At 64.0% G+C, this 13,728-nt stretch carries 15 protein-coding genes and 2 tRNA genes; 5 read left to right on the top strand and 12 right to left on the bottom strand.

What is annotated here, in order from left to right; all coding sequences use genetic code 11:
* Positions 1-2: 2 nt before the first annotated feature.
* Positions 3-1,295 carry an NRAMP family divalent metal transporter gene (locus ACSE4D_RS14195; protein WP_135541361.1) on the bottom strand — a complete coding sequence of 431 codons (1,293 nt, stop codon included), beginning with the start codon at positions 1,293-1,295 and terminating at the stop codon, positions 3-5.
* Between the two features lie 212 nt (positions 1,296-1,507).
* Between ACSE4D_RS14195 and ACSE4D_RS14200 the strand changes: the two genes are divergently transcribed.
* Together ACSE4D_RS14200 and ACSE4D_RS14205 are read left to right on the top strand one after the other, a co-directional pair.
* On the top strand, positions 1,508-2,146 hold the full coding sequence (locus tag ACSE4D_RS14200; protein ID WP_425118861.1) for a GntR family transcriptional regulator: 639 nt from the start codon (positions 1,508-1,510) through the stop codon (positions 2,144-2,146).
* Between the two features lie 137 nt (positions 2,147-2,283).
* On the top strand, positions 2,284-2,490 hold the full coding sequence (locus ACSE4D_RS14205) for a hypothetical protein (RefSeq protein ID WP_135541357.1): 207 nt from the start codon (positions 2,284-2,286) through the stop codon (positions 2,488-2,490).
* An 81-nt stretch (positions 2,491-2,571) separates the two neighbouring features.
* On the opposite strand, the gene ACSE4D_RS14210 is transcribed toward ACSE4D_RS14205, so the two are convergent.
* The 10 genes from ACSE4D_RS14210 to ACSE4D_RS14255 form a co-directional block, all read right to left on the bottom strand.
* Positions 2,572-2,647: transfer RNA gene (locus tag ACSE4D_RS14210), tRNA-Lys, on the bottom strand.
* A gap of 140 nt (positions 2,648-2,787) precedes the next feature.
* Positions 2,788-3,108, bottom strand: coding sequence for a GroES family chaperonin (locus ACSE4D_RS14215; protein ID WP_135539653.1), 321 nt, complete (start codon positions 3,106-3,108; stop codon positions 2,788-2,790).
* Positions 3,101-3,388 carry a DUF3618 domain-containing protein gene (locus ACSE4D_RS14220; RefSeq protein ID WP_135539651.1) on the bottom strand — a complete coding sequence of 96 codons (288 nt, stop codon included), beginning with the start codon at positions 3,386-3,388 and terminating at the stop codon, positions 3,101-3,103. The genes ACSE4D_RS14215 and ACSE4D_RS14220 overlap by 8 nt, the downstream gene beginning before the upstream one ends.
* 96 nt (positions 3,389-3,484) lie before the next feature.
* A complete protein-coding gene (locus tag ACSE4D_RS14225; protein WP_436326127.1) occupies positions 3,485-3,919 on the bottom strand; it encodes a hypothetical protein in 435 nt (144 codons plus the stop codon).
* Positions 3,897-4,115, bottom strand: a complete 219-nt coding sequence (locus tag ACSE4D_RS14230; RefSeq protein WP_135542787.1) for a hypothetical protein — start codon at positions 4,113-4,115, stop codon at positions 3,897-3,899. Before ACSE4D_RS14230 ends, ACSE4D_RS14225 begins: the two co-directional genes overlap by 23 nt.
* Positions 4,116-4,147: 32 nt before the next feature.
* Positions 4,148-4,876, bottom strand: coding sequence for an IS21-like element helper ATPase IstB (istB, locus tag ACSE4D_RS14235; protein ID WP_135542789.1), 729 nt, complete (start codon positions 4,874-4,876; stop codon positions 4,148-4,150).
* On the bottom strand, positions 4,873-6,333 hold the full coding sequence (gene istA, locus ACSE4D_RS14240; protein ID WP_135542790.1) for an IS21 family transposase: 1,461 nt from the start codon (positions 6,331-6,333) through the stop codon (positions 4,873-4,875). The genes istB and istA overlap by 4 nt, the downstream gene beginning before the upstream one ends.
* A 209-nt stretch (positions 6,334-6,542) precedes the next feature.
* On the bottom strand, positions 6,543-7,040 hold the full coding sequence (locus tag ACSE4D_RS14245; protein ID WP_436326128.1) for a cytidine deaminase: 498 nt from the start codon (positions 7,038-7,040) through the stop codon (positions 6,543-6,545).
* A 92-nt stretch (positions 7,041-7,132) separates the two neighbouring features.
* Entirely contained in the window at positions 7,133-8,767 is a 1,635-nt protein-coding gene (locus ACSE4D_RS14250) for a hypothetical protein (RefSeq protein WP_436326129.1), read from the bottom strand.
* Between the two features lie 147 nt (positions 8,768-8,914).
* The gene (locus tag ACSE4D_RS14255; protein WP_436326130.1) at positions 8,915-10,546 is read right to left on the bottom strand and encodes a hypothetical protein; all 1,632 of its coding nucleotides are present in this window, start codon (positions 10,544-10,546) and stop codon (positions 8,915-8,917) included.
* Between the two features lie 227 nt (positions 10,547-10,773).
* Here ACSE4D_RS14255 and ACSE4D_RS14260 point away from each other — a divergent pair.
* From ACSE4D_RS14260 to ACSE4D_RS14270, 3 genes are all read left to right on the top strand, one after another.
* Positions 10,774-10,846 (top strand) — tRNA-His (locus ACSE4D_RS14260).
* A gap of 79 nt (positions 10,847-10,925) precedes the next feature.
* Positions 10,926-11,804, top strand: coding sequence for a ribokinase (locus ACSE4D_RS14265; RefSeq protein ID WP_167854405.1), 879 nt, complete (start codon positions 10,926-10,928; stop codon positions 11,802-11,804).
* Positions 11,805-11,888: 84 nt separating this feature from the next.
* Positions 11,889-12,812, top strand: a complete 924-nt coding sequence (locus tag ACSE4D_RS14270) for a dihydrodipicolinate synthase family protein (RefSeq protein ID WP_436326131.1) — start codon at positions 11,889-11,891, stop codon at positions 12,810-12,812.
* A gap of 27 nt (positions 12,813-12,839) precedes the next feature.
* Here the strand turns inward: ACSE4D_RS14270 and ACSE4D_RS14275 are convergent, their stop codons facing one another.
* Positions 12,840-13,661, bottom strand: a complete 822-nt coding sequence (locus ACSE4D_RS14275; protein ID WP_135539638.1) for a siderophore-interacting protein — start codon at positions 13,659-13,661, stop codon at positions 12,840-12,842.
* Between the last annotated feature and the right edge of the window lie 67 nt (positions 13,662-13,728).

A 13,728-nucleotide genomic window follows, 5' to 3' on the forward strand; every position in this document is an offset into this window, starting at 1 on the left:
TGTCACCCTCCGATTCCGATCATTGCGAAGATGGGGCCGATGGACTGCACAGCCGTGTACCACGTGACCAGTGTTGCCGCGGTGCCGATGATGAGCAACCACTTCGGGTACGCGTCCGTGCTCAGCAGGCGTGGTCTGAACCAGCCGATGTACATGAAGATCGTCAGGCCGATGGGCAGGATGAGGCCGTTGAAGCCGCCGACGAAGACGAGCAGCGTAGCCGGTGCGGTGCCGACGATGAGGTAGACGATGAGTGAGACGACGATGAAGGTCACGGTCGCCAGCTGCAGCGGCCAGCCGCCTGCGAGGCGCGTGGAGAACGCCGAGAGGAAGGTCGCCGAGGTGTAGGCGGCGCCGATGACCGAGCTCAGTGCCGCAGCCCAGAAGATCGCCCCGAAGATGCGCATTCCGGCATCGCCGAGCACGGCGGCGAAGGCCTGACCGGCCGGGTTCGCGACATTCGAGTCGAGGTCGAGGGCGACTCCGGAGGCGACGACGCCGAGGATGGCGAGGAAGAGCACGTAGCGCATGATGCCGGTGACGAGGATTCCCGACAGCGCCGAGCGCATGACCGAGGGAGCGTGCTGCGGTCCGATCTTGCCCGAGTCGAGGTAGCGGTGAGCGCCGGAGTAGGTGATGTAGCCGCCGACTGTGCCGCCGACGATGGTCGTCACGGTCGCGAAGTTGATGGTGTCGGGGACGAAGGACTGCTTGATCGCCTCGCCGACGGGCGGATTCGACACGATCGCGACGATGCAGGTGAGGATGATCATCCCGACGCCGAGGACGAGCACGACGGTGTCGACGACCTTGCCGGCGCGTTTGAACAGGAAGATCCCGATGGCCAGCACTCCTGTGACGAGACCGCCGAGCTTCGGGTCGATGCCCAGCAGCGCGTTGAGGCCGAGGCCACCGCCGGCGATGTTGCCGATGTTGAAGGCCAGGCCGCCGATGACGATGAGGATCGAGAGGACGATGCCCGATCCGGGGACGGCCGAGGATGCCAGCTGCGCGGCGCGTTTGCCCGAGGAGGTCACCATCCGCCAGACATTGAGCTGAATGGCGATGTCGATGAGGATCGACACGAAGATCGCGAAGGCGAAGGCCGCACCCATCTGGGCGGTGAACGTGGCCGTCTGCGTGATGAATCCCGGCCCGATCGCCGAGGTGGCCATGAGGAAGATGGCACCGATGATGGCGGTGCGGCTGATCTTGCCGTCCAAGGTGTTCGGCTGCGAACCGGTGGCGGCGTTCGAGGAAGAACCGGATGGTTGGGGTTCCGGTGATTGCGACATTGGAGTCTCCGACTGTGTGACGGGGCCTGGTGTGGTGACGATCCGAAAGCGAAATCGAGGTGACCGCAGTGTCGGCGCTCGACCGCAATCCGGAAGATCGCTATACAATCTAGCATTGATTGTTCAACAGAGGTAGACCCAGATCACATTTTCTTGCGGAAACTGTCGACAGAACGTCACCGGTCACGGGCATGTGTCATTAGGATGGAGGTGTGAATCACGAATCCTCCCTGGTCAACAGACTCACCGAGCGGCTCATCGCCGGTGAGCTGCGCCCCGGCGACCGCTTGTCCGAAACGTCTCTGGCCAAGGAGTTCGACGTCTCCCGCAATACCCTGCGCGAAGCGTTCCGGGTGCTCGGGGAGCAGGGGCTGGTCACACATATCCCGCACCGAGGCGTGTCCGTGGCCTCGCCGAGCACGGCCGACGTCATCGACATCTACCGGGTCCGTCATCACGTCGAATGCTCGGTGCTCGAGCACGCGCAGAGGAACCACCCGAACGCGACGCAGATGAGAGTGGCCATCGAAGCCGCGGAAACTGCGGCGGCGGCCGAGGACTGGATGAGCGTGGGCACGGCGAACATGGCCTTCCACAACGCGGTGGTCTCGCTCTCGGACAGCAGGCGGCTGATGCGTTCGTTTGCCAATGTGCTCGCCGAGCTGCGTTTGGCCTTCCTCAAGGTCGAGGTCCTCGACTATCTGCACGCGCCGTTCATCGGCCGCAATCACCAGGTGCTCGAGACCTACCTCGAGGACAGCCCGGGCGCTGCCGCGGAGAAGCTTGCAACCTACCTCGGAGACTCCGAGCGTCAGGTCCTCGGCGCCTATGCTCGGGCCGGCCAAGCCTGAGCGAATCGCGTCCGGCACACATCTGCGACTGCTAGTCTGAAAACGACGGTGCGTGCAGATTGCATGCGCTCATGTCGGCCCGTGGCCCGCATGCCCAATGACAGGTCAGCGGAGTCTGGCCCATGAGGAGCATCTGTATGAGATATGCACCATTCCTGTGTCCGGACTGCTACTGCCGTCTCATCGACACCGCCGGCACCATCGAACCCGGCGCCGAGGCGCCACTGGCGAATGCCCCGCTGCTCGAATGCGAAGCCGGGTGCGGAGTCTCCGACAAAGCGCTCCGGCCGTACCGGACTCGGATGGACAATCGAGTCCGTCCCGGGATCAAGAGCCGCAGATGAGAGGCATCCGGCAGAGTCGACTGCCGGTGTGAATGACGAAGAACCGCCACCCGGATCATCCGAATGGCGGTTCTCGATCTGTGGTGCACCCCCCGGGACTCGAACCCGGAACCCACTGATTAAGAGTCAGTTGCTCTACCAATTGAGCTAGAGGTGCGTGCCGCACATGTTGCGCAACGAGAATTAATATTACTCAGGTGTTCGCCGATCATGCAAACCGAGATCGGCCCCCGTCCGATTTTGTGATGAAGGTCGCAAGCCCCTGGTCAGAGGCCCGCTGAGGGACAGCCCGGAACGTCACAGATACATGCCGGAACTGGACTGCTCGGCAGGTTCGGCGATCGCGTGGACGTCGCGCTCACGCAGGAGCACATAGACCCGCCCCTCGAGCTCCACCTCGGCGAGCTCTTCGGGGTCGTAGAGGACGGTGTCGCCGAGGTTGGCCTGCCTCACGTGCGGGCCCGCCGCCACGGCCCTGCCCCAGACGAGGCGCCGGCCCATGCTGGCGGTGGCGGGAATGACGATGCCCGCCGAGGATTTGCGCTCACCGGCTTCCGCGCCGGGTTCGAGCAGGATCCGGTCATGGAGCATCCGGATCGGCAGAGCGGCATCAGCCACGCTTGCCCCGACCGGACAGGCCGACGATGAGAGCAGCAACGCCGAGCACGGCGCCTGCACCGAGCGCAATGATCTCGGGCTTGGGTGAACCGTCTTCCTCGACGACCTCTGACTTCGCCTTGTTGACGGCGCGCGTCGCGAGCACCTTCGGGTGGATGCGGCCGACGAGCTCGTCGATGTTGTCCGCGATGCGTTCCTCACGCAGACGGATTGACTCCGCGAGCTGTGCAGGTGTTGCCTGGTCGACGGTCACATCTGAGGTGTAGACGTTGTCAGTCATCGGGTCGAGTCCTCCCGGTCGAGAATGCATTCTTGCGCCTGTGACCTTGTGCCACAGTGCTTCGCTGTCCAGCTTAGCGGCTGGGCACAGTGAGTGTCAGATATCGGGCGCGGTTCGACGGAATCTTACGATTTCGACGATTGCGTCGTCCGGCATGGCCGGGTAGTGGTCGCGGAGGTTCGCACGATAGCGGTCCAGGCCGCCGGGTCGGCTGAGTTCGAGGTCTGCTGCGCTGAGTTCGCTGAGTCGTTCTGCCGTCACCGAGGTGATGCTCACGGGGACGGCACCGTGCTCGGTGCCCTCGAAATAGGCCAGTGCGGAACCCGTGCGATGGGCTTCGTTCCAGCGCTGTGTTTTGTCAACTTTTTTCCGGCCAAAAGAGCGCCGAAAATCCAGCCAGGCGAGCATGGTTTCCAGCCGTGTGAGCTCCGCGTCCGATACGGGGAACGTGCCTACCCGTGCAGGGCTGCGGATGGGAATCTGTCCGCAGCCCTGACCTTCGTGGTTACTACCAGCCTTGATGGTCCGCAATCTGGTCTTTCAGCGTTTCGATCTCCGCCAGCAGGCGCTGGTAGTGAGTTCCGTGGTGATCGGGGCCGAACAGGAATTGGGCGGCTGATGAGATCGCGATCTGGCCGTCGAGACTGCTTCGGCGCAGGATGGTTTCAGCTGCGTAGAGGACGGTTTCGCATCGTTGGAAGAGCTCGTCGGTGCTGACAGAGTTCATGGTTGGTGTCCTTTCGGTGTCTGGTGGTGGGGTCATCTCATGAGTGCGTTCTTGACGCGGTAGGACTGGCCGGTGAAGTGGAGGAGTCTGCCGTGGTGGACGATGCGATCGATGATTGCTGCGGCCATGTTGTCGTCGCCGAACACGGTTCCCCACCGGGCGAACTCGAGGTTCGTGGTCAGGATGAGGCTGCGTTTCTCGTAGGCGTCGGCGATGACCTGGAAGAGGAGCCTGGCGCCTTCGGTATCGATGGGCAGATATCCGAACTCGTCGATGATGAGCAGTTTGTTCTTACCCAGCAGGGCCAGTTCCTTATCGAGTCGTCCTTGATCGGCTGCTCGGCGTAGATGTGTGACGAGGCTGGCGGTGGTGAAGAATCTGGCGGGTATTCCCCGGTGACAGGCGTGAGCGGCTAAAGCGATCGCCAGATGCGTTTTCCCGCATCCGACGTCGCCGTAGAAGACGAGGTCGGAACCAGTGGTCAGGAACTCGAGGTCGGTCAGTCGAGTGCGGCCGTAGTCGGTGGGGAACTTGATGTTTGTCCAGTCATACCCGTCGAGGGTTTTCAGGGTGGGCAGTTTCGCGGCTTTGAGTAGCCGGGTGCGGCGCTGATGGGCTCGGGAGGCGTGTTCGGCGGTGAAGAGGTCGTGGAGGAGTTGTCGTTGTTTCGGAGTTGCTTTGGCGGCGGCTTCGGCGACGACGGTATGGCTGATGCCGGTGTGTCGTCCCGCGTCGATGACGTCTGTGGTCGTGATGGTCATGCTGGTTGTTCCTGCCGAGTAGTGGTGAAACGGTCATAGAGGCTTAAATCGACGTTCGATGCTGGTGGTTCGCTGCCTTGACACAGGCGTCTGGCCAGCATCGGCAGTCCTGGGCCGGTGGGGTCATCGCCGAGTCGGATGAGCCTGTCAGCAGCCTCGACGGCGGTGTTCCAAGACGTGGCTTGGGCACTGGCATCGAGACGGCCGAAGAACTCGGAACGAGCCCGACTATCGGCAGCATCGGCCCAGTCACGGACAGGGTCGGACACCTGGGCACGGACTGGTGAGTTCGACCAGGCTCCGGGTTTGGTCATCAACGCGGCCAGAAGCGTATCGGGAGTGAACACGGTCGGCCCCGGCTGGCCCCAGGCGCGGTCGAAGCCGATGACAGGTTGAGATCGTTCGTTGAGGATGCTGATGGCATCGTGACGGATCGCGACGGTGAGCAGCCTGTTGTGGTAGTCGGGGCCGGCGAGGTAGGAATGACCATCGATGACGATGGTGCCGGTCTTATCGGCCTTACGCGATTCGTAGCGGACCGGGTCGAAGGCGATCCCGGGCAACGCGAGTCCCGCGGCGATGTCGTGGGCGAACAGGTCCTGGATCTTCTGGCCCTTCTTCCAGTGATCCTCGGAGCCGAGTCCGTCGCAGTAGGCCAGAAGGTCCGTGTTGAAACCGGCCAGGGAGACCGCGGTGGGTTCGGGGACCATGAAGTTGCGGCGGATGAATCCGACAGCGTTTTCGACGTTGCCTTTCTCATGCCCCGAATAGGGGCTGCAGTAGCGGGCGGTAGTCCGATAGTGGGCTTTGAACGCGGCGAAGAGTCTGGCTTCGGTGATAATCGTGCCACAGCGTCTGCCAGCACCGGTGGCGTTATCGAGGATGAGTTCGACGGGCACGGTATTGATGTGGTGAAAGATCGTGGCCAGGCCCTGGCCGATGCATTCGCTGGTTTCTCCGCGGAAGGCCTGAGCGAAACGCATATTCGAAAACGGGAACGTAATGACCAGCAGGTGGAGGACTTCACGGATGCCGTCGACGATCGCTTCGGCCTGACCGAAATCGACTTGCGCGTGTCCGGGTGCCCATTCGAGTTCGAAGAAGCCCTGACTGCGGGCCCGGTGCATGGTCTTGTAGTCCTTGATGAAGCGCTGCACGGGTGAGTAGGAGCCTTGATAGTCGTGTTCGGCGACGAGTCTGTCGTAGACCCGTTTGGATGTGTGGCGCTGTTTACGGGGACGGCGGGCATCGTCGGTCAGCCACTGTTCGATGATGTGGGTCAGTCCTGCCAGGACGGCAGCACCGGCCTGACGGGTCGGGGCTGGTGGTTGCGGAGAGAAGTCGTCTTGGTTGAGGTATTTCGCGACGGTTTCACGATCGATGCCCAGATCGGTGGCGATCTGGCGTCCGGATCTTCCTTCGGCGTCGAGGCGCCTGATATTTTCGATGGTAGTCATGGGTGTGGTCATGGTCTTTCTGGTTCCCTTCTGACACCCCGGTTCGATCCTGCTGCAACGGGATCGGGGTGTTCGTTTGGGAACCTAATCGATGAGAGCGGCCACGCCCATGACTTTGTGTTTTCTGGGAGTGGCGCACAGAAGCAGAGACGGGCTGTTATGGCTGGAATCCAGCCGCTGTACTGGCTGGATTCTGGAGCTGAACCGGCCTACTTAAAGTTGATCACACACAAGCGCACCGTCAGCGTCTTCGTTCCGTTCATGACCGCCTCGCGGTAGCGGGCGTTGAAGCGCAGCAGCCGCATCGGTGCTGCGTCGGGGTGGCGGTAGGCGTGGGGGAGGAGCGCGGGGATCGGCGCGATCGACCGCTCGCCGGTGGCTTTGTCGGGGATCGCCACGAGGGCTTCGGGGTGGAGGTCGAGGATGACCTGCCGGCAGCGTCCGCACGGTGCGAGCAGTCCTCGGTCGTGGTCGCCGACCGCGGCGATGGTGACCAGCGGGCCCGCTCCTGCGGCCGCGGCGCTGCCGATCATCACGAGTTCCGCGCAGGGTCCGCCGGTGAAGTGGTCCACGTTGACCCCGGTGTGGATGCGGCCGGTCGTGTCCATCGCGGCCGCGGCGACGGTGTGGTTCGCGTCGGCTCCGAGCGTCCGCGCGAGGTCCTCGGCCGCGGCGATCACGCGCAGTTCGGAGTCGAAGAGATCCATGTCAGCGATCTTAGGCGAGGATTGCCGGATCGGACCGGGACGAGGAGAAGAAATCGTTCACCGAGGCGGCCGGACCACTTCCGTGGCAGGCCTCAGTCCTGCTTTCCGCGACGTCCCATGAGGTAGATGATGAAGCCGACCGCGGCCATGCCCGAGGCGGCGAGGACGAAGACCGGCCAGGAGCTCACGATCGTGGAGATGATGGACTCGCCGAATGAGGTCGCCGGGTGCTGATTGGCCCGCGGGGAGGGTTGGTCGCCGCCGGTGATGAGATCGGAGTCGTCTTTGGGGGCAGGCTCGTCGGGGTTGCGCGGTACCGGGTCGGAGTAGTCCGGTTGGTGTTCGGAGTCCTCGTCTCCGGGCAGCCATTCGTCGCCGGTGGTGCCGGGGATGGTTTCTCGCCCGTCCTGCGAGCCGTTGCCGTTCGAGGGGTCAGGAGTGGTGCCGTCGGCGTCGGACGTGCCGAGCGTGGAGCCGGAACCGTCCTTGTCCGAGTCCTTCTCGTTGTCTTTGCCTGAGTCCTTGTCTTTGTCTTTCCCTGAGTCCGAATCGGATGCGGAGCCTTCGGAGTCACTGTTGCCTGTTGCCTCGGCCCGCGAATCGGTGTCGGAGTTCGAGTTGCGCCCGTCGGCGTCTTTGTCGGACGACGAGTTTCCCTGACTCTTGAAATCGGAGTCCGTCGAAGTGTCGCTATCGTTGCCTGCAGATGTCTTGCTGGCGGAAGAAGCACTCTCGGAATCGCTGCCGTTGTCGCTGTCGGCACGGGCCCCGTCGGAGTCTTTGTCCGCAGAGTTCGACGAATCGCTGTCAGCGGTGGACTTCGCGTTATCCCCAGCGGTAGGAGAGGCGCTGTCGGACCCATCCTTGTTCGCTTCTGAGCCTGCAGTTCCGTTCTCGGATCCATCTGCTTCATTGCTTGAGGACCCGTCATCGGAGTCCGGGTACTCATGACCGGAGACGACCGTGACTTTCCCGTCCTTCACATTGAATTCCCAATCGGGGTCGTCTGTGAACCCGGTGAAACGTACCGGTTCTCCGCCGCTTGCAGGCACAACAAAGCCGTCTGAACGGAGCATCAGGTCATCTGGAACATTTGTCTGAGTGGCCGCGGAAGGCAGAGGAGTCCCGCTGTCATCGGTGCTGTTGCCTTGGCTAGTCGATTGCGAGGAGTCTTTGGAGGCAGAGTCCGAGGCCCCTTGGACCGGAAGACGAACTGGCTGTCTCTTCCGAAGTTTGAATTTCTCCTTCTCCCAACTCTGAGGCATGCTGCCCGGTTCATTCGCGGGTGAGGGAACTCGCAAAGTCTGGTTGTCTTCGTCCCAGCTTGCTGGGAGCGGTTCATCGGTCTCGCACGGCCCGTCGGTGCCCGGAACCGGCTCGTCCTTTTCAGGGGCCTTGCATGCCTTGTCGTAGTCGGGATCCGGATCGGAACCGCCCCCGGCTTCAGTGTCGCCTTCGACCTCGGTGACCCCATTGTCGGTGCTGGAGCCCTCGTTCTTCGAGGATCCGGTGTCGGAGCCGCCGCCGTCGGCACCGGAGGAGTCGTCCGCATCGTCACTGTTGGCCGCCTCGGTGTCGGCTGTGCCTGCCGCACCTGATTCGGCGGAAGGGGTCGGATCCGGCTCGGCGAATGCAGGGGTGATCGTGCCGGAAACAGGGAGTGCTGCCAGGGCAAACGCAGCGCCGATAGCGGCGATTCTGCGGTTGAACTGGCGTATTGCTGGCACTTCGTTCCTTCGCGGTGGGGATTCCGACTTCATTCGGTCAAGGGGACATGACGGACAGGCAGGTCGTTGCCATCTTAATATCTAGAACAGATGTGTAAAAGCCTCGGGGGTGATTCGCCGTGGCATGCTGCCGGGGTGAGGTACGGCTCAGCGATCGTGAGTCTCCGACTTCTTCGGGTAGGCCCGAACGGTGGAGTCGTCACCGAGCACCAAGGCTTCCTTGCCGTCGTCGACGACTGCGAGCAGATCGGTGTCGGTCTTGAACGCCTGCTTGCCGGCGAGCAGGCAGGAGGTGCTGGTGTCCATAGTGCAGGGCACGATCGTGCCGCGCGGTTCGGAGAGGTGGATGTCTCGGCTGGAGACGTCCATGAGCAGCAGGCCCGACTGCAGGTCGAAGAGGTAGGGGCCGATGTAGGCGCGTTTGCCGGCTTGACCGCGGACCCACGTCTTCTCGCCGACGATGTCGGTCGTCGTCGTCACGGTCGAGAGGATGGAGCCGTCTTCGAGGGAGTGGACGACGAGCTGGATCCGGTGGCCCGAATTCGTCGAGGCGCCCTGCTCGCCCCACAGAGTGATGGTCTTGCCGTGGCCGGCCGAGATCCAGTCGATGATCTGGAATCCGTCGGCGGGGCGTTCGAGTTTGATGTTGCGTTCGGCACCGGTCTCGATGTTCTTCGCCTTGACCGGGCCGTGCCAGTCGGAGCTGAAGAGCTCATTGTTGTCGATGGCCATCGGGGTCGAACCCGCCTGTGGGGTCGGCACGTTCTCCAAGCCGTCGGCGCCGAAGGTCGACAGCTTGTTGCCGGACTTGATGAGCACGCTCTTGCCGGCCGAGGTGATGCGAGCATCCTTGGGAAGCTGGTAGGACTTCGGCTTCTTGTCTCCGTCGAAGAGCGCCTCGGCGGTGTCGCCGGACTGCCACAGCAGGGCCGGGCGGCCATCGATGATGGTGTCGACGGCGAAGGTCGGAGACTCGTTGATCTTGGCTTTGTAACGCGTCTTGCCGGTATCGGAGTCGAGGACTTCGAGCCTGCCCTTGTCGACGAGGAGGATGCCGCGATCGGAGGCGGTTACCGAAGCGCGCTTGGGCACCTTGGCTTCCCAGACCGGGGAGTTGTCGAAGCTCGGCACGACGTCGCGGGTCTTGTCGACGGAGAGTTCTGAGGCCGGATTGACCTGCTGTTCCGAACCGATCGTCTGCGGGGTGTCGTCGGAGTCGACGGGGACGATATTGGGCACGACGAATGCGCCGATCATGAGGATCGCCATGCCGATGAGGACGAGACCCGGAACGGTGATCTTCTTCAGCCGCTGCGGGCGGCTGCGAGAAGAGTGTTTGCGCACCCGGGTCTTCTTCACCTTCGGCGCTGCGGGAGCGGCCGGGCCGGAGAACGGGGTGCCCTGCGGATAGCCGTCATTGTCGGAATTCGGTGGCTCCGTCTGCCCTGCCGCCGCGTCGGCAGATGTGCTCGCGGCCGCCTCGGCGCCGGCGGGGGATTGGTCGGTGGCCGCGGTATCGGCTGTCCCGACCTCGGGCGGTGCTGCATCGCCGCCGGTCGCAGGCTTCGGTGCGGATCCGACTTTGCCATGCGCATCGATGGAGATTTCGGTCTTCTTCTCGCCGTCGTCGATCGTCACGGTCAGGGGAGTGGCGGTTTCTCGGGCATAGTCGCCGAGGTACGAGATGGCCTCCCCGATGTCCGAATAGCGACTCGTCGCCCCATTGAGGGAGATATAGGTGAACTCGTCTTCAGAGACGGAGATCAACGCACGAGTCATGTACAGGGTTCCTTGGGAGGTTGTCGAGGACAGGGCCGAACCAATCCTAATGAATGTCGAGGACTGCTCCTACCAGTTTTCTGAAACCGTTATACAACGCTACTGAATCGTTGCATGTGAGGAGATCTGCGTCTCATTGTCCGCAATGGGCGGCCCGAGTTTGCCCGCGTCGAGTGGGTGAGGTTAGGATATATCTTGCTGTCTGCACCAGTGGTGCAGCGCATGTGGTGGGTATAGCTCAGCTGGTAGAGCGCCGCGTTGTGGTCGCGGATGTCGCGGGTTCAAGTCCCGTTACTCACCCCGATCGGGAAGCCCCGTGAGCCTTGGGAGATTAAGGATCACGGGGCTTCTGCCGTTCCCGCAGTTCATAATGGTGGACATGACCATCGACTGCTCCCTGACGATCGTCGGCAGCATCAACGCCGATATCACCGCCACCACCGCCCGACTGCCCGCCGCCGGAGAGACCATCGGCGGCGGCCGGCTGAGCCGTTCGCCCGGAGGCAAGGGCGCGAACCAGGCCGCCGCGGCGGCACGCCTCGGTGCGCGCACCCGAATGATCGGCGCGGTCGGTGCCGACGCCGAAGGTCAGGCGATGCTGCAGGCTCTGCGCAGAGCCGGGGTCGACGTCTCTGATATCGCCGAGGTGGACGCAGAGACCGGGACCGCGCTCATCATCGTCGACGCCGCCGGTGAGAACCAGATCGCCGTGTGCGAGGGCGCGAATGCCCTGGTCGGCCTCGACGGCGTGGAATTCGCGAAGAGTGAGGCCGTGCTCACGCAGCTCGAGATCTCCATGGACCTCATCACCGAACTCGCCGACCGTGTGCCCGGCTTCCTCGCCGTCAACGCCGCACCCGCCCAGCCCCTGCCCGCCGAGGTGGTCGACCGTGCCGATCTCCTCATCGTCAACGAAACCGAATACTCCCTCCTGCCGCAGCTGCAGGACGCGAAGCTCGTGGCCGTGACCTATGGTGCTCGCGGTTCGGCACTGGTGGCGCGTGGCACGCAGATCGCGTTCGCCGAGGCGGTCCCGGCGATTCCCGTGAGCACCGTGGGAGCCGGGGACGCCTTCTGCGCGGCCCTGACCATCGGGCTGCGGTCCGGGCTCGGCCCCGAGGCGGCGCTGCAGGCGGCGAACGCCGTCGGTTCCGCGGCCGTCGAGGACATCTCAGCACAGCCGGAGTTCGATCGCTTCGAGACGTACCTGCCGGGCCGCGAGCGACCTGGCAGACTGGAATCGGACGAACCCGAGTGACCGTCACGGCCACAGGGACCGCGCCGGCGCAGACCCGCGCACTCCCGACCGCCCGTGAACCATCCCACCCCTCGAGGAGGACCAATGACGAGGACACCCGCCTACGACCCGTCTGTGTTCACCGGACTGAGCGCCTTCCCGCTCACCCCGATGCGCGGCGAAGAACTGGATGAGGAGGCCTTCATCGGACTCGTCGAAAGGCTCGTCCTCGCCGGTGTCGATTCGATCACCGCGCTCGGGTCGACAGGGTCGTATGCCTACCTCGACGGGCAGGAGCGCGCCCGAGTCGCGCAGCTGACGGTCGAATCCGCTCTCGACATCCCCGTCCTCGTCGGCGTCGGGGCGCTGCGGACGAGAGACGTGCTGGCCAATGTCGCCTCCGCCGAGGCGGCCGGGGCACAGGGACTTCTCCTCGCTCCCGTGAGCTATCAGCCCCTGACCGACGACGAGGTCTTCGAACTCTTCGGCACCGTTGCGTCCTCCACCGACCTGCCGATCGTCGTCTACGACAATCCGGGCACCACGCACTTCACCTTCTCCACCGAGCTGTACGCCCGCCTGGCCGCGCTCGACGGTGTGGCGTCGATCAAGATTCCGGGGTTCGCGCTCTCGCCATCGGGTTGGGACGAGCGCATCGGTGAGATCCGCGCGGCCGTCGGCAATGAGGTGTCGATCGGCATCTCCGGCGACGCGTTCGGAGCCGAGGGGCTCAACGCCGGCTGCGATGCCTGGTACACGGCTGTCGGCGGCACCCTGCCCGAGCCAATGCTCGAGATCACCCGCGCGGCCGAACTCGGCAACGCCGATATCGCGCGTGAGCTCTCCGCCGAACTCCAGCCGCTGTGGGACCTCTTCACCGAGTTCGGCGGCAGCCTGCGAGTGAGCGCAGCCATCGCCGAGCACCTCGGTCTTGTGGGGGCGAACAGTCTGCCTCTGCCGATCCAGGACCTCGACGCGGATGCGAAACTCAAGGTCGCCGAGGTGGCCGACCGCCTCGATCTCGCCTGAGCCCGGTCCGGTCGCGGCCGGGGCGACTCAGTCGATCTTGCCGATGGGTTCGCGCTTCTCGGCTTGGAACTGGTCTTCGGCGCGGCCGCTGGCCCAGTATGCCGAGATCGACAGTGCCTCCCTCGGCACCTCGCGTTCCTTGAGGATCTTCCGGATCGCCTTGACCCTCTCGCGCTCGCCGTGGGCGAAGACCTGCGGGGTGCCCGGCAGCCAGTCGAGTTCCTGCACGCTGCTGATGAGCTCCTCGTACGATTCCACCCACTTCACGTCGATGCCGGCCGGTGCCTCGGGCAGCACACGGTCGGCCGCCTCGGCGACATAGGCGACGATGACACCGCGCGCCTCGGCGGGCATCGCCTCGATCGCCGAACTCACTGCGGGAATCGCCGAGTGGTCGGCGATGATCAGGTGCCAGTCGGATTCGGCGGCGGGAGCGTACTTGCCTCCGGCGCCGACGAGGACGAGCGTGTCACCGGGAGCGGCGGCCTTCGCCCACGGACCGGCGATGCCGTCGGCATCGTGGATGACGAAGTCGATGCTCAGCCATTTCTCGTCCACATCGATCTCGCGGATCGTGTAGGTGCGGCGGCTCGGCAGCTTCTCCGGCGCCTGTTCGCGCAGCTCGGTGAGGTCGTAGGGCGGAACGAGACCGTGGGCGGGGTCGGCGAAGAGGAGCTTGACGTACTTGTCGGTCGCATCGTTCGAGGTGATGTTGTCGAAGGTGTCATCTCCGCCGAGGCGGACCCGCACCAGGTTCGGCGTGACCTCGGTGACGTCGAGGACGGTGAGGATCGCCTGCGGGCGGGCCGGTCGGGCAGTGCGTTCGGGTGTGGTCGGTGCGGTCGTCATCAACGGCCTTTCTCCAGCGATTCGGTTAGGCTCACCTTATCAAACACCCTTGTGGTGTCCACGGCCG

Origin of the sequence: Brevibacterium sp. FAM 27836, assembly GCF_051351055.1 — a bacterium.
Lineage (GTDB): Bacteria > Actinomycetota > Actinomycetes > Actinomycetales > Brevibacteriaceae > Brevibacterium.

What these genes read in the sequence shown, in the direction of transcription:
- istA (WP_135542790.1), bottom strand. Translation starts at nt 6,333, where the DNA reads ATGACTACCATCGAAAATATCAGGCGCCTCGACGCCGAAGGAAGATCC.
- ACSE4D_RS14230 (WP_135542787.1), bottom strand. Translation starts at nt 4,115, where the DNA reads ATGAACTCTGTCAGCACCGACGAGCTCTTCCAACGATGCGAAACCGTC.
- istB (WP_135542789.1), bottom strand. Translation starts at nt 4,876, where the DNA reads ATGACCATCACGACCACAGACGTCATCGACGCGGGACGACACACCGGC.
- ACSE4D_RS14275 (WP_135539638.1), bottom strand. Translation starts at nt 13,661, where the DNA reads ATGACGACCGCACCGACCACACCCGAACGCACTGCCCGACCGGCCCGC.
- ACSE4D_RS14205 (WP_135541357.1), top strand. Translation starts at nt 2,284, where the DNA reads ATGAGATATGCACCATTCCTGTGTCCGGACTGCTACTGCCGTCTCATC.
- ACSE4D_RS14220 (WP_135539651.1), bottom strand. Translation starts at nt 3,388, where the DNA reads ATGACTGACAACGTCTACACCTCAGATGTGACCGTCGACCAGGCAACA.
- ACSE4D_RS14265 (WP_167854405.1), top strand. Translation starts at nt 10,926, where the DNA reads ATGACCATCGACTGCTCCCTGACGATCGTCGGCAGCATCAACGCCGAT.
- ACSE4D_RS14195 (WP_135541361.1), bottom strand. Translation starts at nt 1,295, where the DNA reads ATGTCGCAATCACCGGAACCCCAACCATCCGGTTCTTCCTCGAACGCC.
- ACSE4D_RS14245 (WP_436326128.1), bottom strand. Translation starts at nt 7,040, where the DNA reads ATGGATCTCTTCGACTCCGAACTGCGCGTGATCGCCGCGGCCGAGGAC.
- ACSE4D_RS14270 (WP_436326131.1), top strand. Translation starts at nt 11,889, where the DNA reads ATGACGAGGACACCCGCCTACGACCCGTCTGTGTTCACCGGACTGAGC.
- ACSE4D_RS14255 (WP_436326130.1), bottom strand. Translation starts at nt 10,546, where the DNA reads ATGACTCGTGCGTTGATCTCCGTCTCTGAAGACGAGTTCACCTATATC.